Annotated in this window: 24 protein-coding genes and 1 other RNA gene; 16 read left to right on the top strand and 9 right to left on the bottom strand. The window is 61.0% G+C overall.

Annotation, left to right across the window (positions count from 1 at the left end):
• Positions 1 to 8 precede the first annotated feature (8 nt).
• The 3 genes from HQL44_03775 to HQL44_03765 form a co-directional block, all read right to left on the bottom strand.
• Positions 9 to 875 carry a LysM peptidoglycan-binding domain-containing protein gene (locus HQL44_03775; protein MBF0267691.1) on the bottom strand — a complete coding sequence of 289 codons (867 nt, stop codon included), beginning with the start codon at positions 873 to 875 and terminating at the stop codon, positions 9 to 11.
• Between the two features lie 241 nt (positions 876 to 1,116).
• Complete coding sequence (locus tag HQL44_03770; GenBank protein ID MBF0267690.1) at positions 1,117 to 1,749, bottom strand: hypothetical protein; 633 nt, start codon at positions 1,747 to 1,749, stop codon at positions 1,117 to 1,119.
• Between the two features lie 229 nt (positions 1,750 to 1,978).
• Positions 1,979 to 2,374, bottom strand: coding sequence for a hypothetical protein (locus tag HQL44_03765; GenBank protein ID MBF0267689.1), 396 nt, complete (start codon positions 2,372 to 2,374; stop codon positions 1,979 to 1,981).
• A 275-nt stretch (positions 2,375 to 2,649) separates the two neighbouring features.
• Here HQL44_03765 and HQL44_03760 point away from each other — a divergent pair, with 275 nt between their 5' ends.
• The 10 genes from HQL44_03760 to HQL44_03715 all read left to right on the top strand — a co-directional run bounded on the left by HQL44_03760 (position 2,650) and on the right by HQL44_03715 (position 13,190).
• Positions 2,650 to 3,831 (top strand): phosphoserine transaminase, encoded by a 1,182-nt coding sequence (locus HQL44_03760; GenBank protein ID MBF0267688.1) that lies wholly within the window; start codon positions 2,650 to 2,652, stop codon positions 3,829 to 3,831.
• Positions 3,832 to 3,845: 14 nt separating this feature from the next.
• Positions 3,846 to 5,423 carry a phosphoglycerate dehydrogenase gene (locus HQL44_03755; GenBank protein ID MBF0267687.1) on the top strand — a complete coding sequence of 526 codons (1,578 nt, stop codon included), beginning with the start codon at positions 3,846 to 3,848 and terminating at the stop codon, positions 5,421 to 5,423.
• A gap of 240 nt (positions 5,424 to 5,663) precedes the next feature.
• The gene (locus HQL44_03750) at positions 5,664 to 7,052 is read left to right on the top strand and encodes a CZB domain-containing protein (GenBank protein MBF0267686.1); all 1,389 of its coding nucleotides are present in this window, start codon (positions 5,664 to 5,666) and stop codon (positions 7,050 to 7,052) included.
• A 131-nt stretch (positions 7,053 to 7,183) separates the two neighbouring features.
• Positions 7,184 to 8,320: an ATP phosphoribosyltransferase regulatory subunit gene (locus HQL44_03745; GenBank protein MBF0267685.1), complete on the top strand. Its 1,137-nt coding sequence runs from the start codon at positions 7,184 to 7,186 to the stop codon at positions 8,318 to 8,320.
• A gap of 4 nt (positions 8,321 to 8,324) precedes the next feature.
• On the top strand, positions 8,325 to 9,617 hold the full coding sequence (locus HQL44_03740; GenBank protein ID MBF0267684.1) for an adenylosuccinate synthase: 1,293 nt from the start codon (positions 8,325 to 8,327) through the stop codon (positions 9,615 to 9,617).
• A 2-nt stretch (positions 9,618 to 9,619) separates the two neighbouring features.
• Positions 9,620 to 9,895, top strand: a complete 276-nt coding sequence (locus tag HQL44_03735) for an exodeoxyribonuclease VII small subunit (GenBank protein MBF0267683.1) — start codon at positions 9,620 to 9,622, stop codon at positions 9,893 to 9,895.
• Between the two features lie 16 nt (positions 9,896 to 9,911).
• Entirely contained in the window at positions 9,912 to 10,811 is a 900-nt protein-coding gene (locus HQL44_03730) for a polyprenyl synthetase family protein (protein MBF0267682.1), read from the top strand.
• Between the two features lie 3 nt (positions 10,812 to 10,814).
• Positions 10,815 to 12,701 (top strand): 1-deoxy-D-xylulose-5-phosphate synthase, encoded by a 1,887-nt coding sequence (locus HQL44_03725; protein MBF0267681.1) that lies wholly within the window; start codon positions 10,815 to 10,817, stop codon positions 12,699 to 12,701.
• Positions 12,702 to 12,753: 52 nt separating this feature from the next.
• The gene (locus HQL44_03720; protein ID MBF0267680.1) at positions 12,754 to 12,975 is read left to right on the top strand and encodes a hypothetical protein; all 222 of its coding nucleotides are present in this window, start codon (positions 12,754 to 12,756) and stop codon (positions 12,973 to 12,975) included.
• Positions 12,976 to 12,983: 8 nt separating this feature from the next.
• Positions 12,984 to 13,190, top strand: coding sequence for a type II toxin-antitoxin system RelE/ParE family toxin (locus tag HQL44_03715; protein MBF0267679.1), 207 nt, complete (start codon positions 12,984 to 12,986; stop codon positions 13,188 to 13,190).
• Between the two features lie 166 nt (positions 13,191 to 13,356).
• Here HQL44_03715 and HQL44_03710 read toward each other — a convergent pair whose 3' ends face one another.
• Positions 13,357 to 14,061 (bottom strand): hypothetical protein, encoded by a 705-nt coding sequence (locus HQL44_03710; protein ID MBF0267678.1) that lies wholly within the window; start codon positions 14,059 to 14,061, stop codon positions 13,357 to 13,359.
• Positions 14,062 to 14,185: 124 nt separating this feature from the next.
• On the opposite strand from HQL44_03710, the gene HQL44_03705 reads away from it, so the two are divergent.
• From HQL44_03705 to HQL44_03685, 5 genes are all read left to right on the top strand, one after another.
• Entirely contained in the window at positions 14,186 to 15,517 is a 1,332-nt protein-coding gene (locus tag HQL44_03705; GenBank protein ID MBF0267677.1) for a CCA tRNA nucleotidyltransferase, read from the top strand.
• Between the two features lie 107 nt (positions 15,518 to 15,624).
• Positions 15,625 to 16,329 carry a hypothetical protein gene (locus tag HQL44_03700; GenBank protein MBF0267676.1) on the top strand — a complete coding sequence of 235 codons (705 nt, stop codon included), beginning with the start codon at positions 15,625 to 15,627 and terminating at the stop codon, positions 16,327 to 16,329.
• A gap of 232 nt (positions 16,330 to 16,561) precedes the next feature.
• Entirely contained in the window at positions 16,562 to 17,479 is a 918-nt protein-coding gene (locus HQL44_03695; protein ID MBF0267675.1) for an SPFH/Band 7/PHB domain protein, read from the top strand.
• Positions 17,480 to 17,482: 3 nt separating this feature from the next.
• Positions 17,483 to 17,938: an NfeD family protein gene (locus HQL44_03690; GenBank protein ID MBF0267674.1), complete on the top strand. Its 456-nt coding sequence runs from the start codon at positions 17,483 to 17,485 to the stop codon at positions 17,936 to 17,938.
• Positions 17,939 to 17,952: 14 nt separating this feature from the next.
• A complete protein-coding gene (locus tag HQL44_03685) occupies positions 17,953 to 18,198 on the top strand; it encodes a hypothetical protein (protein ID MBF0267673.1) in 246 nt (81 codons plus the stop codon).
• Position 18,199: 1 nt separating this feature from the next.
• Here the strand turns inward: HQL44_03685 and recR are convergent, their stop codons facing one another.
• The 5 genes from recR to HQL44_03660 all read right to left on the bottom strand — a co-directional run bounded on the left by recR (position 18,200) and on the right by HQL44_03660 (position 21,603).
• A complete protein-coding gene (recR, locus tag HQL44_03680; protein ID MBF0267672.1) occupies positions 18,200 to 18,793 on the bottom strand; it encodes a recombination protein RecR in 594 nt (197 codons plus the stop codon).
• A 91-nt stretch (positions 18,794 to 18,884) separates the two neighbouring features.
• The gene (locus HQL44_03675) at positions 18,885 to 19,208 is read right to left on the bottom strand and encodes a YbaB/EbfC family nucleoid-associated protein (GenBank protein MBF0267671.1); all 324 of its coding nucleotides are present in this window, start codon (positions 19,206 to 19,208) and stop codon (positions 18,885 to 18,887) included.
• Complete coding sequence (locus HQL44_03670) at positions 19,205 to 20,902, bottom strand: DNA polymerase III subunit gamma/tau (GenBank protein ID MBF0267670.1); 1,698 nt, start codon at positions 20,900 to 20,902, stop codon at positions 19,205 to 19,207. The genes HQL44_03675 and HQL44_03670 overlap by 4 nt, the downstream gene beginning before the upstream one ends.
• A 24-nt stretch (positions 20,903 to 20,926) precedes the next feature.
• Positions 20,927 to 21,025: signal recognition particle sRNA small type (ffs, locus tag HQL44_03665), an RNA gene on the bottom strand.
• Positions 21,026 to 21,066: 41 nt separating this feature from the next.
• Positions 21,067 to 21,603, bottom strand: a complete 537-nt coding sequence (locus HQL44_03660; GenBank protein MBF0267669.1) for a hypothetical protein — start codon at positions 21,601 to 21,603, stop codon at positions 21,067 to 21,069.
• A 126-nt stretch (positions 21,604 to 21,729) separates the two neighbouring features.
• Here HQL44_03660 and HQL44_03655 point away from each other — a divergent pair, with 126 nt between their 5' ends.
• Entirely contained in the window at positions 21,730 to 22,050 is a 321-nt protein-coding gene (locus HQL44_03655; protein ID MBF0267668.1) for a DUF1476 domain-containing protein, read from the top strand.
• The last annotated feature ends 40 nt before the right edge of the window (positions 22,051 to 22,090 follow it).

Below are 22,090 nucleotides of genomic sequence, written 5' to 3'. Positions count from 1 at the left end.
ATGCGCTGTTAGTCTTGGATCACCGTATCCGCTTCGTCTTTCGTCCAGTGCCCTGGCTCTTTCGCCGCGATGTCCAGCGCTGGGCGCGCATTGGGCTTGCCGATGCGTCCCAAGAACGATTGGCCGTCAGCGCCCAGTTCCTGCTTTTGCTCGGGTTCCGCTTCCTGCGGCGGTTCGGTTGATTGGGGTTGTGGTTCTTGCTGTTGCTGCTCTGGAGGTTGGGGCTGTTCCTGCGGCTTTACCTCTTCCGTCTTCTTCTCTTCCTGCTTGGGCAGATTCAAATAGTCTCCGGCGCGAATACTGCCGTTCTTGTTCAGATCGGGATTGGCGGCGCGAAGTTCATCGACGGAAACGCCCAGCCGCTTCGACATGCTCCACAGATTGTCACCATTGCTGGCCTGGATTTTTCCCTTCGCCTCGGGATCGCGCATGTCCTGCCCGTAACTTTTATAGCGAGAGGGATCGCCCAGGCGCTTGCCGGAATCCTCCAGGACCTTGGCGGCCTTGTCCCAATCCTTGGCATCGACCGCCTTGACGAGATCGGGACCAATTTTTGTCACGTTGGCGGGCGATTGATAGGCGGCGCCTGCCAGTGCAGCCTTACGCCCATCATCCAGCTTGTCGAAGCGATCCTTGCCCAATGTCTTTTCCGCATGAGCGATGCTGGCGTCTATTTCGCGGCCAGACAAGGCCTTGGCTTGCTTCTCGCCGATAGAGATGTCGCCAAGAGTCTTCATGGCGGCATCTTGTCGCGCCGCGGCATCCTTGGCCGAAGGATTGTTCTTGGCGTAGGCCAGGTCTTCAAAGGCCTGTTTGTGCGTTTTGGATAGCGTTATCCCCGCAGCCTTGAAATCGGCTTCGGCTTCAGGCCGCACTTTCCACACGCCACCCTGGCCTTTCACCACCGGCGTATAGCCGACGCCGATGGTGGCGTTGTTGTGCTTCTTGGCGTCGATGTAGAAGTTTGGCTTATTGTCTTCATGGTCACGAAGCCCATTGAACAGCTTGACTCTCAGTTGCTCGCTCGTCGTATGTCTCCTTTAGTCAACAAAAAAGGCGGCGCACCATGCGCCGCCTTGTGGGAACGTTGCCCGGACAATTCAGGACAACGAAATTTTAGTCATCATCGTAAGGCATAAAAGTAAAAGTGTTGCAGCTATGGTTTCCTGTTCCATCACGATTCTCAAAAAACTCCCAGGCCTTCTCAAGCGTGTTGCATAATGCAAAGTCTGGAACACAGCGGAATATCCAGTTTATTGGATCGTTTCTGTGCTTGCTCCAGGGCGGATGTGCGATGACAACATAAACATTGTTTTCCTTCCGCCAATATGCGCCTAGATACACTGAGCGATCCAGCTTGTAGAGATGCCTCTCGCGCCTCGGCAATGCCCCGTACGGCGGAATCTCTGGTCCATATTCGCTTCTCAATATCTCGTAGGGGAATTCGCCGAGCTTCTCAAAAATGATGCTGTCGCCCGTGATGACCATTCTTCCCAGCCATTCATTTCCGAATGGAGTGAACGGATACCAAGTACCATGCATGTTGAGGCGGCAGCCTTGGAGCATCCAGTTGCGATCCGGATACTGTTTCTCCTCCCTCCCATGTTCGATCATGCGCTTAATGTAGGCTTTTTCTTCCCTGCTCAGCTTCGGAGGCTTGTCGCCTTCCGCCCAAGTCGTCTTCGAATCCTGTAGCAAACAGACAGCGGCAATCACGCAAAGCGCAAGCAATCGGCGGCTTCGCTTCATGACGGCGATCCTTCCTGGGCGCAATAAGGGCGGTAATGAGAGATAAGTAACCGACTTCTCTCAATCGGTCAAGTATTAAATCATATATCTACGATAAGTAGCTTAACCTCGGTCATCCCAGATAGCCGCTGATGTCCCGGCCAAGCATCGGCAGGTTGGCATAAGAAAAACGGCCCCGGAGCAATCCGGGGCCGTTTTTGCCGATAGCCGATGGCTGAAAGCTGTCAGCTTAGTTGTTCTGAGCGCCTTCGTGAATCCAGGTGCGGATCAGGTCGCGGTCGCAGGTGGACAGTTTTTTCTGGCCGTGCGGCATCTGGATCGACTTGTCGGCCTTGCCGTCCAGAAGAACCATCAGATTGCTGGTCAGCACGTCGCCCGGCACCACGATGGCGCCATGCTTGGTGCCCTTCATCAGCCCTTCGTACGAGCTAAGGTCAAGGCCGCTGATCTTCACGCCGTCGCCTTCGCCGGTATGACAGGCTCCGCAACGGAACTGAAGCAGGGGCAGCACGTCCTCGGCGAAGCTGACCTTGGGTTTCTTCTTGGGCGGCGCGGCCTGGGCGCCAACAGCCACGGTCAGGCAGAAAGCGCCAAGGACAAGGGCAAGGGAAGAACGAAACAACATAGCAACTCCCAGTTTGACAATGAGTGGATGTCTGCCAAGACCCTTGCGGACCGGCTCACACAAGAAAACCCTAACATAAGTCAAGGTCCGGGGGGAGGGAAAATGGCGACGAAACCGCGCGAAGGGCGCTGCGCCGGGCCTTTCCGGGGCGCCGCTTGGCTATCTTCGAATCCCTTCTCGACGGGTGTTGCGCTTTCCAAAAGGCGGGTCTAGGGTTCGTGCGGGCCGCGGCCTCCCAACGGGCCGAAGCCCTTTCGTTTCTCGAAGGGGGTCATATGACGACTGTCGCCAAGCCGGCCCAAGGGCCGCACAATCCTTGCTTTTCCTCTGGTCCCTGCGCCAAGCGTCCCGGCTGGTCGGCCGATGCGCTGAAGGGGGCTTGCCTGGGCCGTTCGCACCGCGCCAAGGCGGGCAAGGCCAAGCTGGAGGAAGCCATCAATCTGTCGCGCTCGGTTCTGGGCATTCCCGACGACTACCGGATCGGCATCGTTCCCGCTTCGGATACCGGCGCGGTCGAAATGGCCCTGTGGTCGCTGCTGGGCGCGCGCCCCGTCGATGTGCTGGCCTGGGAAAGTTTCGGTTCGGGCTGGGGAACAGACATCACCAAGGAATTGAAGCTGAAGGACGCTCGCGTCTTCAAGGCCGATTACGGCAAACTGCCCGATTTGAAGCAGGCAGATTTTTCGCATGACGTGGTTTTCGCCTGGAACGGCACCACGTCGGGCGTGCGCGTGCCCAACGGCGACTGGATTCCCGCCAATCGCGAAGGTCTGACCATCTGCGACGCCACCTCGGCGGCCTTCGCGATGGATCTGCCCTGGGACAAGCTGGACGTCACCACCTGGTCCTGGCAAAAGGTGCTGGGCGGCGAGGCGCAGCACGGCATGCTGGTTCTGTCTCCGCGCGCCGTGGCGCGTCTGGAAAGCTACACGCCACCCTGGCCGATGCCCAAGATTTTCAAGATGACCAAGGGCGGCAAGCTGATCGAGGGCATCTTCAAGGGCGAGACCATCAACACGCCCTCGATGCTGTGCGTGGAAGATCAGATCGATGCCTTGAAATGGGCGCAGAATCTGGGGGGCTTCAAGGCGTTGGTTGGGCGTTCCGAGGCCAATCTGGCCGCCATCGAGGCTTGGGTCGCCAAATCGACTTGGGCGGGTTTCCTGGCTGACGACAAGGCCACGCGCTCTTGCACCTCGATCTGTCTGGTCGCCAACAAGGCCGCTTGGTTTTGCAACCTCTCGCACGACGATCAGGCGGCTGCGGCCAAGAAGATCGCGTCGCTGCTGGAGAAAGAGGGCGTCGCCTTCGATATCGGCGCCTATCGCGACGCGCCTGCGGGTCTTCGCATCTGGGGTGGGGCGACGGTGGAAACCAGCGACATCCAGGCCTTGTTGCCCTGGCTTGACTGGGCCTTCGCCCAGGTCGAGGCCGAATTCGCATCCAAAGCTCAATAGGGGGAAAAGCTCTCATGCCCAAGGTTCTGATTTCAGACAAGCTGTCGCCTGCCGCTGTCCAGATTTTCAAGGACCGCGGGCTTGAGGTGGATGTGAAGACCGGCATGACGCCGGACGAATTGAAGGCCGTCATCGGCCAGTATGACGGGCTGGCCATTCGTTCGGCCACCAAAGTCACCGCCGACGTGTTGAAGGCGGCGACCAATCTGAAAGTGGTGGGGCGGGCGGGCATCGGCGTGGACAACGTCGATGTGCCCTCGGCCACCGCCAAGGGCATCGTGGTGATGAATACGCCTTTCGGCAATTCCATCACCACCGCCGAACATGCTTTGTCCTTGATGTTCGCTTTGGCCCGTGACATTCCGGAAGCCAACGCATCGACCCATGCGGGCAAGTGGGAAAAAAGCCGCTTCATGGGCGTGGAAATCACAGGCAAAACCTTGGGCGTGGTGGGTTGCGGCAATATCGGTTCCATCGTCGCCGACCGCGCCTTGGGCCTTAAGATGCGCGTCATCGCCTTCGATCCTTATCTATCGCATGACCGCGCCCGCGATCTGGGGGTCGAGAAGGTCGAGCTTGAAGACCTGTTCAAGCGGGCCGACATCATTACCCTGCATACGCCGCTGACCGAATCGACGCGCAACATCATCGATGCCAAGGCGATGGCCAAGATGAAGAAGGGCGTTCGCATCATCAATTGCGCCCGAGGCGGATTGGTCGATGAAGCGGCTCTGAAGGCGGCCATCGAGTCCGGCCATGTGGCGGGGGCGGCGCTTGATGTTTTCGCCGTCGAACCGGCAAAGGACAACGCGCTGTTCGGCAATGACAAAATTATCGCCACCCCGCATCTGGGTGCCTCCACCACCGAGGCCCAGGAAAACGTGGCGCTGCAAGTGGCCGAGCAGATGAGCGATTATCTGCTGACGGGTGCTGTCACCAACGCCATCAACATGCCCTCGGTCACGGCGGAGGAAGCGCCCAAGCTGAAGCCATACACCGCTCTGGCCGAACAGATCGGCAGCTTCGCCGGTCAGTTGACCGAGCAGGGCATCAAGAAAGTGACCATCGCCTATGAAGGCGACGTCGCCAAATTGAATACCCGCCCGCTCACCCAACTGGTGCTGATGGGCTTGTTCAAGCCGCAGTTGGAAAGTGTGAACATGGTCAACGCGCCGGTGTTGGCCAAGGAGCGCGGCATCGAAGTGACCGAAATGAAGAAGGACGCCAGCGGCGATTACCACACGCTGATCCGTCTGGAAGTGACCTCGGACGACCGCGTGCGCAGCCTGTCGGGCACGCTGTTCGGCGGCACCAAGCCGCGCATCGTCGAAATCAAGGGCATCGCCATCGAAGCCGAGGTGGGACCCAACATGCTTTACGTCACCAACCAGGACAAGCCGGGGTTCATCGGTCGTCTGGGCGCCGTGCTGGGCGAGGCGGGGGTGAATATCGCCACCTTCCATCTGGGCCGCAACGAGGCGGGCGGCGACGCCATCGCGCTGATCCAGGTCGATCAGCCTGTAACGCCGGAAGTCGTTGAAAAAGTTCGCGCCATTCCTTTGGTGGTGCAGGCGAAGGCCCTGGCTTTCTAAATCTTTTTACGGTCTGTACAGTCTATACGGAGAAGGGTGCCCTAAATCAGGCACCCTTTTTTGTTGCATCTTATTTCTACATTTTGTGACAAGTTATTTTATCTACCGCTATATTTACGAAAAATTAGACAGATTGGTTGTAAATTATAAAAACGTCATGTTACCCTCAAGAAAATAGAGGGTTTTGCCCTGCCAAGGCGGGAATGACAGAATCCGAATCAAAATCAAACAGGGGGTCAAATGGGTTTCTTCGGGTCCAAGCCAGCGGATTTGCCGCGTTCAACGTCGAGTCTTTCCATTGAAACGCCACCTTCCGGCACCGTAGATGAATCGGCGCTTCTTGAGGCGCTTGATCTATTAGAGCGCCAAGCCTTTCATTCGATGCCCGACAAGGACAGCGCCATCTGCCAGAAGCTGCGCCAAGTGGCGGCGGCCTACGAACAGCGGGCGCTGGATAGCGTGAAGCGTATGGTCGTGCTGTCGGTCGAAAGCAACGAGGCGGTGGTGCAAACCGCCCAATTGCTGCGCGATCTGCGCGATGTCGATCACCAGACGCAATCGATCGCGGCGGCGGCCGAGGAATTGGTGTCCTCGGTGCACCAAATCGCGGCCAGCGCCGGTCAGGCGTCGCAGGATGTGGCGGCGGCCCAGGACCAGGCTTCGGAAAGCCGCCATTCCGCCGAACGCGCCGTGGCGTCGATGGACGGCATTTCGCGCGCCGTCAGCGAGGCTGCCGGGCGCGTCGAGACGTTGGCCGAGGCATCGACCCAGATCGGCGGCATCGTCGATCAGATCGAAGCCATCGCCAAGCAGACCAACCTGCTAGCCTTGAACGCGACGATTGAGGCCGCCAGGGCGGGCGAGGCGGGCAAGGGATTCGCCGTCGTGGCCAGCGAAGTCAAGAATCTCGCCAACCAGACCGCCAAGGCGACCGACGACATTCGCAAGCGCATCGAAAATCTGCGCGGCGAAATGGCGGCCATCGTCAGTTCGATGGAGCAGGGCGCCAACGCCGTTCAGCAGGGCCAGGAGGTGATCGCCGCCACCGGCCAGGGCATGCAAACAGTGTCCGAGCAGATCGACCACATCTCGGCTATGGTGCGCGATATCGCAGGCATTCTCGACCAGCAAAGCCAGACGTCCGAGGAAGTGGCCAATCGCATCAATTCGATCGCAAGCAGGACCGAGCATGGCGTGCAGGCCGTCATCGGCATTCTGGACGTCATGGACAAAAGCGAAACCGTGGTGACCGAAAGCATCGCCGAGGCCGTGAAGGCCGAGGTCAAGGACATCACCATCCATGTCGCCAAATCGGATCACAAACTCTGGCTGAAGAAGCTGGCCGCCATGGCCGCCGGGCGCATCAAGCTCGATCCGGAGCAACTGACCAACCACAACACCTGCCGCTTGGGCAAATGGTACAATGGCATTACCGACGCCTCGATCAAGAACCATCCGGCTTACGGCGCCATTTTGGCCCCGCACGAAAAAGTGCATGCCTTCGGCATATCGGCGGTTCGCAAATACAACCAAGGCGATTTCGATGGGGCTTTGGCCGAGATCGAAAAGGCTTCGCAGGCCTCGGTTGACGTCATGCGCCTGCTCGACGAGTTGGCCAACCGCAGATAGCCCTCGGCGATCAGCCATCAGCCTCCGCATTTTGGGCTGACGGCTGATTGCTGGCTGCTGATAGCTCTTTTCTTTTTGCCCTGAACGGGGTAACCAGACCCCCTGGAACCTTTTCCAGGGGGTCTTTGATTATGAACGATTCGGCCAACCGGGCCTTGCTGCCCGCCGGCCTGCCCGACATCCTGCCGCCCGAAGCCCAGCACGAGGCCTCGGTGGTCGCCCTATTGATGGAAGGCTTCGCGGGACAGGGCTTCGATCCGGTCAAGCCGCCCCTGATCGAATTCGAAGACAGCCTGTTTGCAGGCCCTGGGGCCGCTCTGGCCCGCTCCAGTTTTCGTCTGATGGACCCGGCCTCTGGCCGTATGCTGGCCGTGCGGCCCGACATGACCCCCCAGATATCCAGGATCGCCGCCACAAGGATGAGCGACGCGCCCCGGCCCTTGCGCCTGTCCTATGCGGGCGAGGTGTTAAGGGTCAAGGCCAGCCAGTTGCGTCCCGAACGCCAGTTCGTTCAGGCGGGGATCGAGCTTATCGGCTCGGCCAGTTGCGAGGCCGACGCCGAAGTGGTCCGCTTGGCCCATGAGGGGTTGGAAAGCCTGGGGATTGAGGGCGTGTCGGTCGATCTGACCTTGCCGACTCTGGTTCCCGCCCTGTGCCAGGGGCTTGATCTTACAGCCGACGATCTGGTCCGCCTGCGCGATGCGCTGGACCATAAGGATCCCGCAAGATTGGCCGGTTTGCCGGGGCAGGCCTTGTTCGAAGGATTGCTGCGCGCCAGCGGGCCGGTCGGCAAGGCCTTGGCGGCACTGGAGAAACTGAAGCTCTCGGACGCCGCCCTAAGCGAAATCGGACGCTTGAAGGCGGTGGCGGCGGCCATCCAGCGCGACGCGCCCGGCATGACGCTGACCGTCGATGCCGTGGAATCCAGGGGATTCGAATATCATTGCGGGGTGGCCTTTACCCTGTTCGCCAAGGGTCAAAGTTTCGAACTGGGGCGCGGCGGGCGCTATGCCGTCGATGGCGAAGCGGCGACCGGGGTCACTTTGTTCATGGATACGGTGCTGAAATGCACCCCTTTGAAAGCAACGCGTCCCCGGCTATATCTGCCGGTGGGGACCTCGTGGGAAAGCGGGCGGTCCTGGCGGGCCAAAGGCTATGCCACCGTGGCGGGTTTGGAAGCCGTGACGGATGCAGCGGCCGAAGCTAGGCGCCTGGGGTGCGTTTTCTGGCTGAACAATAACGAAATCAAGGACATCAAGGAGAGTTAGTCCGATGGCGAATGTGGCTGTGATCGGCGCCCAGTGGGGCGACGAAGGCAAAGGCAAGGTGGTGGATTGGCTTTCGGAACGCGCCGATGTGGTGGTGCGTTTCCAGGGCGGCCACAATGCCGGACATACGCTGGTCATCGGCGGCGTCACCTATAAGCTGTCCCTGCTGCCTTCGGGCATCGTGCGCGGCAAGCTGTCGATCATCGGCAACGGGTTGGTGCTGGACCCCTGGGCGCTGCTGGAAGAAATCGAGAAGCTGCGCGGCCAGGGGGTGACCGTATCGCCCGACCTGTTGAAGGTGGCCGAGAACGTGCCCCTGATTCTGCCCCTGCACGGACATCTGGACCGCGCCCGCGAGGAAGCCGCGGGCGGCGGCAAGATCGGCACCACCGGGCGCGGCATCGGCCCTGCTTATGAAGACAAGGTGGCAAGGCGCGCCATTCGCCTGTGCGATCTGGCCGACGATGATGCGTCTTTGAAGGCCAAGATCGCCAACATGCTGTCGCATCACAACGCGCTGCTGAAGGGGTTGGGCGCCGAACTGATCGACGGCGACGCCTTGTTCGTCAAGTTGAAGGAATTGGCGCCGCGCATCCTGCCCTATGCCGACGTGGTGTGGCTGCGTCTGGACGATTTGCGCAAGCGCGGACGGCGCATTCTGTACGAAGGCGCGCAGGGCATGCTGCTGGATATCGATCACGGCACCTATCCCTATGTTACCTCGTCCAACACCGTGGCGGGCAACGCCGCCACCGGTTCGGGTCAGGGGCCGTCGGCGGTGGGCTATGTGCTGGGCATCTGCAAGGCCTACACGACGCGCGTGGGTTCGGGGCCGTTCCCCAGCGAACTGTTCGACGATGTCGGCAAGACCATCGGCGAGCGCGGCCATGAATTCGGCACCGTCACCGGCAGGCCCAGGCGTTGCGGCTGGTTCGACGCCGTGCTGGTCCGCCAGGCCTGCAAGGTCAGCGGCATTCACGGCTTGGCCCTGACCAAGCTGGACGTGCTGGACGGTTTCGACGAGTTGAAGGTCTGCACGTCGTATGAAATCGACGGGCGGCGCTATGATTACCTGCCCGCCCTGGCTTCGCTGCAGGCCAAGGCCAAGCCGGTCTACGAGACCCTGCCCGGTTGGAAGGGATCGACCCGGGGTGCTCGTTCCTGGGCCGAACTGCCCGCCGAGGCGGTCAAGTACATCCGTCATCTCGAGGAACTGGTGGGCGTGCCGGTGGCGCTGTTCTCGACCAGCCCCGAGCGCGAGGATACGGTCCTTGTCCAGGACCCCTTCGCTGACTAAGATTGCGATCAACTGGGGAACGGGTTTCTGACGTGACAGCCGCCAAAACAGATATCGCCAAGCTCAGCTTCGAGGAGGCCTTGGCCGAACTCGAGCAGATCGTGCGCGGGCTGGAAGCGGGCAAGGTCAAGCTGGACGAGGCGGTGGGCGCCTATGAGCGCGGGGCCGCGCTCAAGCGTCACTGTGAATCCAAGTTGGCCGAGGCCAAGGCCAAGGTCGAGCGCATCGTGCTGTCGCCGGATGGCACGCTTGCCGCCGCTCCCCTCGATCCCGCTTGAAGGAAGATCACCGACCATGAACCGTTTGGAAAAAGCCCTGGAAGAGGCGCAGGCCACCCTGGTCCTGGAAGTCGAGCGCCTGCTGCCGGAAAGCAATGCGCCCGAGGCCCGCGTCGTTCAGGCCATGCGCTACGCCACCTTGAACGGCGGCAAGCGTCTGCGCCCCTTTCTGGTTCTGACTACGGCGGCCCTGTTCAACGTGGCCCGTCAATCGGCGGCGCGCGTCGCGGCGGCCATCGAATTCGTGCATTGCTATTCGCTGGTTCATGACGATCTTCCCGCCATGGACAATGACGACTTGCGCCGTGGCATACCCACCTGCCACAAGGCCTTCGACGAAGCCACCGCCATTCTGGCGGGCGACGCGCTTTTGACCAAGGCCTTCGAAGTGCTGGGCGGAAGCGCCACCCATCCCGATCCCAGCGTGCGCGCCGATCTGGTGGTGGCCATGGCCGAGGCGGCGGGCCATCAGGGCATGGTGGGCGGCCAGATGATCGACATGCTGGCGTCCACCTCGAAGCAGCCGATGGACATTCCGGCCATCACCCGCCTGCAACGCATGAAGACCGGCCGTTTGATCGCTTTTTCCTGCGTGGCAGGCCCCATTCTGGGCAAGGCGCATTCCAATCAGCGCCAAGCGCTGGAGGGCTATGCGCACGATCTGGGACTGGTGTTTCAGATCACCGACGATCTTCTGGACGTCGAAGCCTCGACCGAGGAAATGGGCAAGAAGACCGGCAAGGATGCCGACCAGGGCAAGGCCACCTTTGTATCGCTGTTGGGCGTCGAGCGCGCCAAGGCCCAGGCTCAGGCGCTAGGCGATCAGGCGATCAAACATCTGGACGTCTTTGGCGATTGCGACGCGGCGCATCTGCTAGGCGACACCGTGCGCTACGTGCTGACCAGGCGGAACTAGGCCATGGCGTCCGGGCGTCTTCTCGATCAGATCAAGTTCCCTTCCGACTTCAGGGACTTCACGCCCGACCAGCTCAGGCAATTGGCTGGGGAAGTGCGCCAGGAAATGATCGGCGCCGTGGCGGAAACCGGCGGTCATCTGGGGGCTGGCCTAGGCGTGGTCGAACTGACCGTGGCCCTGCATCACGTCTTCAATACGCCCGATGATCGGCTGATCTGGGATGTCGGCCATCAAAGCTATCCCCACAAGATCCTGACCGGCAGGCGCGAGCAAATGCACACGCTCAGGCAGGCCGGGGGCATTTCCGGTTTCACCAAGCGCGACGAAAGCATCTACGATCCTTTTGGCGCCGGGCACAGTTCGACCTCGATTTCGGCGGCGCTGGGCATGGCGGTGGGCAGCCAGATGCAGGGGCGCGAGCGCTGCGCCATCGCCGTCATCGGCGACGGTTCGATGAGCGCTGGCCAGGCATTCGAAGCGCTGAACAATGCCGGTCCCCAGAAAACGCGCCTGATCGTGATCTTGAACGACAACGACATGTCGATCGCCAAGCCGGTGGGAGGCCTTAGCGCCTATCTCTCGAAGCTGTGGTCGTCGAAGTCCTATCAGCATTTCAGGCACTTCGCCAAGGACGTGGCGGAAATCTTCCCGCGTCCCATCGAACTGGCGGCGCGCAAGGTCGAGGAATACGCCAAGGGCTTGGTGGCGGGCGGCACTTTGTTCGAGGAATTGGGTTTCTATTACGTCGGTCCCATCGACGGTCATAATTTCGACCATCTGCTGCCCGTGCTGCGCAATGTTCGCGATTTCGAGGAACCGGCGCCGGTGCTCGTGCATGTGGTGACGCAGAAGGGGCGGGGATATGCGCCCGCCGAGGAAGCGCATGACAAATATCACGGCGTTTCGAAATTCAACGTCAAGACCGGCGAGCAAAGCAAGCCCAAGAGCAATGCGCCCAGCCTGACCGGCGTGTTCGGCCAGGCCTTGACCGACGAAGCTAGGCGCGACGAAACAATTTGCGCCATTACGGCCGCCATGCCTTCGGGCACCGGGTTGGACATTTTCGGGCGCGCCCATCCCGACCGCCTGTTCGACGTCGGCATCGCCGAGCAGCATGCGGTCACCTTCGCCGCCGGTCTGGCCTGCGAGGGTCTGAAGCCCTTCTGCGCCATCTATTCTACCTTCCTGCAGCGCGGTTACGATCAGGTCATGCACGATGTCGTGCTGCAGCATCTGCCGGTGCGCTTCGTGCTGGATCGCGCCGGGCTGGTGGGGGCCGATGGGGCCACCCATCACGGCTCCTACGATCTGTCCTATCTTGGTTGTTTGCCCGGCGTGGTGATCATGGCGCCCGCCGACGAGGCGGAGCTGGCGCATATGGTGGCCACCCAGGTCGCCATCGACGACAAGCCCAGCTTCTTGCGTTATCCCAGGGGCGATGGAAGCGGCGTGGAAATGCCCGCCCGCGGCATGGCGCTGCCCATCGGCAAGGGCCGCGTGCTGCGCCAAGGCTCTCGGGTTGCGATCCTAAGCCTGGGCACAAGATTGGGCGACGCCTTGAAGGCGGCGGATCAATTGGCGGCGCAGGGGATTTCGACGACCGTGGCCGATGCGCGTTTCGCCAAGCCGATCGACGAGGAGCTGATCGCCGATCTGGCCAGAAATCATGAATTGCTGATCACGGTGGAAGAGAACGCCGTTGGCGGCTTCGCGGCACAAGTGATGCACTTCCTGGTCAATCAAGGCCTGCTGGACAAGGGGTTGAAGCTGCGCGCCTTGTGCCTGCCCGACCATTTCATCGAGCATGACAGCCAGGCCCGCCAGTTGGCCGATGCCGGAATCGATGCTGCTGGCATCGTGGCGGCTGTCAACCAAGCCCTTGGGACATAACCTCAATCGTCTGTCGCTTGGCGCAACCGCCGGTTTCGGTTATCATCGACCCATGAACAAGATGCTGGAACGCGCCATTGCCCAGGCTGTCCGTCTTCCCGAAGACGCGCAGGAGACGCTGGCCTCTTTGATGCTTGGGGAAATGGAAAGCGAGCGGGTGCGCGGGGCCGTTCTGCAAGCCATGAACGACCCTGCCCCCAGCATCGACGCCAAACAGGTGTTTGCCGAAGCACGAGCGAGGCTGCGTGCCAACGAAAATTCCCGTCAGTTCTAAATCATGACGTGGCGCGTCGTCTTTCGTCTTTCCCGCTTTCTGGGCGCGATTGCGAAAAGCTGGCGCCGGGCTTAAGAAGCTTTATCCACAAAAGCTACGTCATCTATTATTTCGTTCTGGATCATGGGCAGGGAATCGAGATAGCGCACATCCTGCATGGTGCCCGGCGGCATGAGCGGATGATGCAAGATGAAAAAGGTTCGCATGAAGCGTGAGAAATATGCAGCCCATCCGGGACGGGCGACCTAGAGCAGATCGCTTGAAATCGAAGCCGTTAAACGGCTTCGATTGATGGCGTGAATCTGCTCTATCTATATGTTTAGCGAAGGATTCACGCTTAACCCCTCATCACCCTAGTGACTCGGGGTTAAACGACCCCGCCTAGAGCAATGTCGAGACACACAAGTGCCAAGTACCGGAAATGCGGCAACATCTGTCATCCCAAACAGTCGTTTCTTCACGGGTTTTCGGAACGTAGTTATTTAGGCTGAACTGCGAACATGAGCGAAAGCGATTGCTGAATTCACCGGGTGGCCAGTAGACAAGTGTTTTGCCCATCTTCATGACTGCACCAGCCCGCTCCTGGGCAGCAAAGGTGCGCCCGTTAAATGCGATAACATCTCCATATGCCCCGGGTGTACCATCATTGAGACGTCGAACTGGATTTGGTTCAAATGCGACAGTCATCACCGCCATGCACAGTTTACGCAGAAGGCCAAGATATTCTTCTTCTTCTTGGATTGAAAAGCGGTCGCCGCCATAATTTATGCCAACGTTGTCGTAGAAAAGTTCGACGACCCGTTCCATGTCTTTTTGATTTTGGTTTAGAAAGTCGATAACCTCGGCATCCGGTGGCATTCCCTCGAAATAGCCGATAAATCTGTGAAGCTTGACACCAAGCAGCGTGATAGGGGGACATTGATCGTATGCGTAAGCCACACGGATATTGTGGCTAGTCGGGCTATAGCCGGTAATCAAGCTGCGAAAGTAATCCGGAAATGGCGTTGCAATCTCCAACACGATCCAGACGATGAAGATCATTCCAACGGAAAGGCAGCCAATCGGAGTTTGCACCCACTTCTTCATCTCGGCATTTCCCACCCAAATTGCCCACTGACAACCTTGCACAACCGAGGGGTGGTGGCAAGATACGCTCTGCACGCGATACCGCTTAGCTGACGGTTAAGTTTGGGCGTGGCATACTGGCGTCATGTCCAGCCAGCACAGTCCATTCGCGCAAGATGGTGAAACGGCCCAGATCGAGGGGCCGATGGGTCAGCTTGCCCCCCAGCCCTGGATGGAGGCGCCGACCACCAAAGCGGTGATGGCGGCGATCACCGGTACCGGCATTGAGGCGCGTTTCGTGGGGGGCTGCGTGCGCGATTCCCTGCTCAAGCGCCCCGTCAAGGATATCGACATCGCCACCCCCCTGGAGCCGAACGAGGTCATCCGTCTTCTAGAGGCCAACGGCATCCACGCCATTCCCACCGGCATCGCGCACGGCACCATCACGGCGGTGATCGGCAAGGATCATTTCGAGATCACCACGCTGCGCCACGATGTCGAGAATTTCGGCCGCCATGCGCGCGTCGCCTTCACCGACGATTGGCGGGCCGATGCGCTCAGGCGCGATTTCACCATCAACGCCCTGTCGATGACCGAGGATGGGCGCATCTATGATCCGGTGAACGGCTTGGCCGATCTGGGGCGCGGGCGCGTGCGCTTCGTGGGCGATCCCAAGCAGCGCATCCAAGAAGACGTGCTGCGCCTGCTGCGCTATTTCCGCTTCTATGCCTATTACGGCCATCCGCCCGCGCAAGTGCCTTCGCTGGCGGCTTGCCGGGCCAGCGCCCATCTGCTGCCCAACCTTTCCGGAGAGCGTATCCGGGGCGAGATGATGCGCCTCTTGATGGCGCCCGATCCGGCTGGCGTTCTGACCTTGATGCAGGCGGAAAAGGTGTTGCCGTACATCCTGCCCGAAGCCAAACATTTCGGACGCCTCAGGCAATTGGCTTGGCTTGAGGACAGGGGGCTGCGCCTGGAGGGCATCGAGCGCGATCCCACCAGACGTCTGGCCTGTCTGGTCGAATGCGACGCCAAGGGGGCCGTGGAAATCGCCGACAGATTCAAGCTGTCGAACCGCGACAAGAACCGACTGGCCACGATCTGCCGCCATTCGCAACTGCCGCTCAGTCTTGCCATGAGCGGCAAGGAGCGGCGCCTGCTGCTGTACCGGATGGGCAAGCAGGCCTATCTGGATCGGGCGCTGATCGTCTGGTCGGCCGAGCGCGACATCGACCCGCGCGCCCCTTCGGCGGCCAGCGGCACTTGGACCAAGCTGCTGGGCCAAGCCCTGGGCTGGAACGCGCCGGAATTTCCCTTGAAGGGGCGCGATGCCCTGGCGCTGGGCGTTCCCCCTGGCCCTCGCGTCGGCGAGCTTTTGGGCCAAGTGCAGGCTTGGTGGGAAAACGACGGTTTCAGGGCAGACCGTGCGGCCTGCCTGGAGCGTCTGCGTGCGGCCGTCGAGTCGAAGATACAGTAGTCCTTAACAAAAAATTTACCATCGCGGCCCAACATCTTGAAAATCATGTGATTCGGATCACAGCGCGGCAGAACCGCAGGTGCGATGATTCGAATCAGGAGGTTTTCATGAGCCGTTTACGTATCTGCATTTTGGGCGACGATTTGGCCACGGCGTTGGGCGATTCCGGCGGCGTCGGCTGGACGGGCCAACTGTCGCGCTCGGAAACATCGTTCGGCGGGCGGTTCGAGCTGATGTCGCTGGGCGTTCCTTGCGAAACCTCGCGCGATTTGGCTTCCCGCGTCGAAGATGAACTGGCGGCCCGCTTGCCGGTGGGCGCTCAGGCTCTTGTCCTTTTCTGCTTTGGCGTTGCCGACATGGCGGCCAGCGAAAAGGACGGCGTTCGTCTGTCGCTGCCGGAAAGCCTGTATTGGGCCGAAACCGCCTTGCGCACCAGTCTTCGCCGCTATCACACTTTGTGGGTGGGGCCGCCGCCGGTCAGGATGAAGGCGGCTTGGCGCGATGCCGAAGGCCATGTCTGGTCGCTCAATCAAGGACGCATGGCTTGTTTGAACGATGCCTACCATATGCTGGCCGAGCGGCTGAACATTCCCTATCTCGATCTGATGGCGACCTTGGGGCGCGACAGGCGCTGGCTGCGCAGCCTGGACAGCGGCAATGGCGTCCATCCGACATCGGAAGGCCATGCGGCGTTGGCCAATCATATCGGACGCTGGTCGGCTTGGCGTTCCTATCTCAATCCCACGGCGCCGGGTTCCGCCAGGGCCGAGGGTTTGCACTTTCCCGGACCAAAATCCGTTCTGATCGCTTAATACGTTTGCATTAATCGTAACCGATTAATGCAAGCCTCATGCGCCGGGCGGGATGCTCCGCATCCCTTGGCTCCCGCGCCTATGGGCGCGCGCGGGCCTTGCCCGCGTCCAAGCGGCAATGAGCCATTCTTTCTGCCGCTTGGTATAATTCCATCGTCCGGGAAGACTCCCTTATTCTGTGCATTCCGGCTATCATGCGCCAGGGAATGATAGAAGTTGTGGGGAGAGACCTATGGAGCTATCCGTTTTTGCCCTGGCCATCGTCGCTCTGGCGGTCGCCATTCTGACCATGGGCGTCAAGATCGTGCCGCAGGGCGCCGAATTCACCGTCGAGCGCTTCGGCCGCTACACCACGACCTTGAAACCAGGCCTAAGCCTGATCATTCCCTTCGTCGACAGCATCGGCGCCAAGCTGAACATGATGGAACAGGTGGTGGATGTGCCGTCGCAAGAGGTGATTACCCGCGACAACGCCATGGTCACCGTGGACGGTGTTGTCTTCTTTCAGGTGCTGGACGCCGCCAAGGCGGCCTATGAAGTCACCAATCTCAATAACGCCATCCTCAATCTGACCATGACCAACATCCGCACCGTGATGGGCGGCATGGATCTCGACGAATTATTGTCACAGCGCGACAAGATCAACACCCAGCTTCTCAGGGTGGTTGACGAGGCGACCGAATCTTGGGGGGTCAAGGTCACGCGCATCGAGATCAAGGATATCGCGCCGCCCCGCGATCTGGTCGACGCCATGGCCCGCCAGATGAAGGCAGAACGCGACAAGCGCGCCGCCATCCTGGAAGCCGAAGGCCTGCGCCAAGCCGCCATTCTGAAGGCCGAGGGCGAGAAACAGGCGCAAATCCTATCGGCCGAGGGCAGGCGCGAAGCCGCCTTCCGCGACGCCGAAGCCCGCGAGCGCGAGGCCGAGGCCGAAGCCAGGGCGGTGTCCTCGGTGTCCGACGCCATCGCCAAGGGCAATGTGCAGGCGGTCAACTATTTCGTGGCGCAGAAATATGTCGATGCGCTCAAAGAGATCGCTTCGGCCCCCAACGAGAAGCTGGTATTGATGCCTCTGGAAGCGGCCAGCGTCATCGGCGCCCTGGGCGGCGTCGCCGATCTGGCGAAGAAAGCCTTTCCGGGCAGGGAGTAATTCATGGTCATCGACGCGTCTCCGGTACAAGACATTCTCTTCTGGCATTGGTGGATCGTTGCCGCCGCCTGTTTCGTCCTCGAACTCGTCGTTCCCGGCGTGCTGTTCTTGTGGCTGGGCGTCGGCGCGGTGGCGGCGGGATTTTTCTCGCTGGGCTTTCCGGGCTATGGCTGGCGTCATGAAAGCATGGTTCTGGCGGGCGTTTCGATGGCCAGCGCCGTCGTGGGCCGCAATTGGTGGGACAAGATGCGCCAGCGCACCGATCACCCGGAACTGAACGAGCGCGCCAAAACGCTGATCGGAAGAACGGGCACATTGGAAGACCCCATCGCCAACGGGGTGGGCCGTTTGAAGCTGGGCGACACTAGTTGGAAAGTAAGGGGACCCGATCTGCCGGCGGGTGTTCAGGTGCGCATCACGGGCGCCGATGGTTCCGTGCTGACGGTGGAAGCTGTATGAAAGGAAATTTTGCCATGCGCCGATTGATCCTGGCTTTGCCGCTGCTGCTAATCGCCTGCGGCGATCCGACCAAGGCGGATATCGTCAAGAAGTCTGAAGGCGTCGAAACCCGCGCCAAGCTGGAGTCCGTTCTGGGGCGTCCGCAAAGCGTGGACAAGCTGGGACCGGTCGAACGTTGGACCTACAAGGCCAAGGACGGCGAAGTCACCTTCGTCATCACCGGCGATACGGTGGTCCTGTCGGCCACCAACGGAAAGTAGATCACACCGGTCTTCTGGCCGTCATGGCCGCACTTAGCGTGCCATCGTCCAGATAGTCGAGTTCGCCGCCCACCGGCACGCCATGGGCCAGGCCGGAAATCTGCAAATCGGGACGTTCCAGCCGTTCGGCCAGATAATGCGCCGTCGCCTGACCGGCGACGGTGGCGCCCAGGGCCAGGATGACTTCATTGACGCTTTTGTCCGCCACGCGCTCGATCAGGCGGGTTAGGTTCAGATCGTCGGGGCCGATGCCATCCAACGCCGACAGCGTTCCGCCCAGCACATGGTAAAGCCCGCGATAAGAACCCGAGCGATCCAGCGCCCACAGATCGGCGACATCGGCCACCACGCAGATGATGCTGGCGTCGCGCCGTTGGTCCGCGCAGATGGCGCAGGGCGTTTGCGTATCCAGATTACCGCAGTCGGGGCAGGTGCGAATGGCCGCCGCCGCATCGCTCATCGCCTTGGCCAAAGGTTCCAGCAACGTGTCGCGCTTTTTCAGCAGCGTCAGCGCGGCGCGTCTGGCCGAGCGCGGCCCCAGGCCCGGCAGGCGCGACAGAAGATGGATGAGATGTTCGATTTCCGGGCTGTTCAAGGTGATATTCCCTTGTCGTCATCGCCGGGCTTGACCCGGCGATCCATGGATGCCCGGATCAAGTCCGGGCATGACGAATGGAATGGACGCATTAAAACGGCAATTTCATTCCAGGCGGCAACTGCAAGCCGCCCGTCATCTTCGCCATCTCTTCTTGCATGAAGGCTTCCACCTTGGCCTTGGCGTCGTTGTAGGCGGCGACGATCAGGTCTTCCACCATTTCCTTGTCGTCGGCATTCAAAATCTTGGGGTCGATGGAGATCTTTTTGATGTCGCCCTTGCCGTTGACGGTGATGGCGACCATGCCGCCGCCGGAAGCGCCGCTCATTTCGGCTTCGGCCAGCTTGGCCTGCATCTCGGCCATCTTGCTTTGCATCTGCTGGGCCTGCTTCATCAACTGTCCGATATTCTTCATAGGTCCTCGTCCTGGGTTGGCATGTCGGGAAGGGTGTCGAAAACCACGGCTTCGGCTTCGGGAATCGCTGCGGCGCGCACGGCTTCGATGCTGGCGTCGGGAAAGGCGGCCAGCACGGCCTGCACCAGCGGGTGTCTTGCCGCATCAGCTTTTTTCTTGGCGACTTCGGCCAGTTCCTGGCCGCGCAGGGTTTCCTGGCCCGGCTTGTTCGAAACGCTGACCACCCAGCGTTTGCCGGTCCATTCGGTCAGCAGCGCGCCTGCCCGGTTGGCCAAATCCTTGGGCGCATGCGCCATGGGATTGATCTCGATACGCCCCGGCTCGAAATGAACCAGATGCACGCTGGCCTGCAAATGGGCGGTGATCACCGGCTCGAGGCGTTCGGCGAACAAGGCCACCGCCTCGGCAAAGGTCTGCGGCATGGCGATGGCGGCGCGGGGCGCTGGGGCGGGCGCGCTGTCGTAGCTGACGCTTCCTCCGCCAGCCACGGCCCTGGCTCCGCCACCGGACGGGGAGGGCGACGTCATGGGGCCGCCCGGATTGGCGGGCGGGTTGCGCCGCACCGCTTCCACCGCGTCGGCGGGGCTGGGCAGATCGGCGGCGAAGGCCAAGCGGATCAGCACCATTTCGGCGGCCTGCAAGGGCGAGGGGGCGCTTCTGGCCTCCGAAAGCCCCTTCAGCAGCATTTGCCAAGCGCGGGTCAGCGAGGCCATGGACAGGCTGGAGGCCATCCCACCTCCGCGCACGCGTTCCGCTTCCGCAACGCCCGGCGCTTCGGCCAACTGCGGGGCCAGTTTGACCCGGGTCAGCCAATGCACCAGTTCCAGCATGTCTTCCAGCACCACGGCGGGATCGGCCCCGCTGGCATAGGATTGGCCAAGCAGATCAAGGGCCTGAGCCATCTCGCCCTTCATCACGGATTCGAAAAGATCGAAGGTGCGCACCCGGTCGGCCAATCCCAGCATGTCGCGCACCAGGGCCTCGTCGATCTTGCCTTCGCCATGCGAAATCGCCTGATCCAGCAGCGACAAGCCGTCACGCACCGAGCCGTCGGCGGCTCTGGCGATCAGGGCCAAGGCGCCCGGCTCGGCGGCAGCGCCTTCCTTTTCGGCGATATTAGCGAAATGGGCGGCCAGCATGTCGGAATCGACGCGCTTCAGGTCGAAGCGCTGGCAGCGCGACAAAACGGTGATCGGCACCTTGCGGATTTCGGTGGTGGCGAAGATGAATTTCACATGCTCGGGCGGCTCTTCCAGCGTTTTCAACAACGCGTTGAAGGCGGCGGTCGACAGCATATGCACTTCGTCGATGATGTAGATCTTGAAACGGGCCTGGGTGGGGCGGTAGCGCACCCCTTCGATGATCTCGCGGATGTCGTTGACGCCCGTGCGGCTGGCGGCGTCCATTTCCAGCACATCGACATGCCGGTCTTCGGCGATCGAGGTGCAGTGGGCGCAGATGCCGCAAGGCTTGTCGGTGGGGCCTTCGGCGCAGTTGAGGGCGCGGGCGATGATGCGGGCCGTGGTGGTTTTGCCGACGCCGCGCACGCCGGTCAGCACGAAGGCGTGGGCAAGCCTGCCGCTGGCGATGGCGTTTCTCAGCGTGCGCACCATCGCTTCCTGGCCGATCAAGTCGGCGAAGGTGGTCGGGCGGTACTTGCGCGCCAGAACGCGGTAGGCGGCGGGTTCTGTCATGGCGAGTTCAAAGGAAGCCTAAAGGGTGGGAGACCGGACGCCGACCCGAATCTGAACTCGTTACGGCTGCTTCCTTCCGGACCTGACCGGGTTGGCGAGGAACTCGTCCGTCGCCGGTCTCCCGGGGGCAGCATAGCGACCCCGGTTCGGGAATCAAGCGTCAATCAGTAAACTTCGATCTTGCCCAGAATGCCCCAGGCGGTGGAGAACAGGCCCATATCCATGTCATAGACGCCCTTCTCCAGGACCAGCAGGCGGATTTCGCGCTTTTCTTCGGCGCCTACGCCCACCATGCCCAGGGTGGAGGAGGAGTTGGAGGCGGCATTGGCGAAGAAATCGGCGGCGCGCAGGGTGCCCGAATCGCCGTCGGTATTCTCCAGAACCAGAATATAGGGCTGTCCAGCCTTCAGGCGCAGCCAAGCCGGGCTGATGAGATCGTCTTCCAGCTTGAGGGAAACGCGCTTGGCTTTTTCCCAATCGGCGGTTTTCAGGGCTTCCTCGGCCTTGGCGCGCTGCTCGGAATTGGAAAAGCCGACGCTGGCCAGGGCTTCCTGGCCCAAGGTCAGTACGGGTCCGGCGGCGGTGAAGACGCCGATGAACACAGCGGGTGCTATTCCCGGCGCCACGGCATGGGCGGGAAGGGCGGTCATGGCCACGGACGCGGCCAGAGCAATGGCGGGCAAACGCAAGGGCTTGAACATGGACATCCCCGTAACGACAAAGTGTTGGGATCATACGTGAAACCCGCTGGCAGGGCAAGCAGGGCGCTTGCGGCCCTGACCGGGCTGGATCACAATGCGCTTCAAATCACAAACAAGGACGCCACCATGGTTGACATTCGCAAGACAAGCAAAGCCCACGAGCAAAAGCATCAGCAAGACGAGGCCTTGGAATTCAAGGCGGTAGCCCGCAGGAACAAGCTGGCAGGCCTGTGGGCCGCCGAATTGCTGGGGCTGATCGGCCAGGCGGCGATGGATTACGCCAAGGACGTCGTGCATGCCGATTTCGAGGAAAAGGGCGACGAGGACGTGGTGCGCAAGCTGGCCAAGGATCTGGACGGCAAGGCCGACCACCAGACCATCCGCGAGAAACTGGGCGAGTTCCTGCACATCGCCAGGAAGCAAGTGCAAGACGAGCATAAGTCCTGATTCGCATCGCCGACACAATCGCCTTGGGGGGTGCCCCAAG

The sequence above is a fragment of the Alphaproteobacteria bacterium genome (assembly GCA_015231795.1).
In the GTDB taxonomy this organism is placed as follows: Bacteria; Pseudomonadota; Alphaproteobacteria; order Rhodospirillales; family WMHbin7; genus WMHbin7.
This window is presented reverse-complemented; position numbering and strand designations above follow the sequence as displayed.

Bases quoted from the DNA above. Each gene is read 5' to 3' on its own strand.
- HQL44_03770 (MBF0267690.1), bottom strand. From the start codon at position 1,749: ATGAAGCGAAGCCGCCGATTGCTTGCGCTTTGCGTGATTGCCGCTGTC.
- HQL44_03765 (MBF0267689.1), bottom strand. From the start codon at position 2,374: ATGTTGTTTCGTTCTTCCCTTGCCCTTGTCCTTGGCGCTTTCTGCCTG.
- HQL44_03760 (MBF0267688.1), top strand. From the start codon at position 2,650: ATGACGACTGTCGCCAAGCCGGCCCAAGGGCCGCACAATCCTTGCTTT.
- HQL44_03755 (MBF0267687.1), top strand. From the start codon at position 3,846: ATGCCCAAGGTTCTGATTTCAGACAAGCTGTCGCCTGCCGCTGTCCAG.
- HQL44_03750 (MBF0267686.1), top strand. From the start codon at position 5,664: ATGGGTTTCTTCGGGTCCAAGCCAGCGGATTTGCCGCGTTCAACGTCG.
- HQL44_03745 (MBF0267685.1), top strand. From the start codon at position 7,184: ATGAACGATTCGGCCAACCGGGCCTTGCTGCCCGCCGGCCTGCCCGAC.
- HQL44_03740 (MBF0267684.1), top strand. From the start codon at position 8,325: ATGGCGAATGTGGCTGTGATCGGCGCCCAGTGGGGCGACGAAGGCAAA.
- HQL44_03730 (MBF0267682.1), top strand. From the start codon at position 9,912: ATGAACCGTTTGGAAAAAGCCCTGGAAGAGGCGCAGGCCACCCTGGTC.
- HQL44_03725 (MBF0267681.1), top strand. From the start codon at position 10,815: ATGGCGTCCGGGCGTCTTCTCGATCAGATCAAGTTCCCTTCCGACTTC.
- HQL44_03720 (MBF0267680.1), top strand. From the start codon at position 12,754: ATGAACAAGATGCTGGAACGCGCCATTGCCCAGGCTGTCCGTCTTCCC.
- HQL44_03710 (MBF0267678.1), bottom strand. From the start codon at position 14,061: ATGAAGAAGTGGGTGCAAACTCCGATTGGCTGCCTTTCCGTTGGAATG.
- HQL44_03705 (MBF0267677.1), top strand. From the start codon at position 14,186: ATGTCCAGCCAGCACAGTCCATTCGCGCAAGATGGTGAAACGGCCCAG.
- HQL44_03700 (MBF0267676.1), top strand. From the start codon at position 15,625: ATGAGCCGTTTACGTATCTGCATTTTGGGCGACGATTTGGCCACGGCG.
- HQL44_03695 (MBF0267675.1), top strand. From the start codon at position 16,562: ATGGAGCTATCCGTTTTTGCCCTGGCCATCGTCGCTCTGGCGGTCGCC.
- HQL44_03690 (MBF0267674.1), top strand. From the start codon at position 17,483: ATGGTCATCGACGCGTCTCCGGTACAAGACATTCTCTTCTGGCATTGG.
- HQL44_03685 (MBF0267673.1), top strand. From the start codon at position 17,953: ATGCGCCGATTGATCCTGGCTTTGCCGCTGCTGCTAATCGCCTGCGGC.
- HQL44_03675 (MBF0267671.1), bottom strand. From the start codon at position 19,208: ATGAAGAATATCGGACAGTTGATGAAGCAGGCCCAGCAGATGCAAAGC.
- HQL44_03670 (MBF0267670.1), bottom strand. From the start codon at position 20,902: ATGACAGAACCCGCCGCCTACCGCGTTCTGGCGCGCAAGTACCGCCCG.
- HQL44_03660 (MBF0267669.1), bottom strand. From the start codon at position 21,603: ATGTTCAAGCCCTTGCGTTTGCCCGCCATTGCTCTGGCCGCGTCCGTG.
- HQL44_03655 (MBF0267668.1), top strand. From the start codon at position 21,730: ATGGTTGACATTCGCAAGACAAGCAAAGCCCACGAGCAAAAGCATCAG.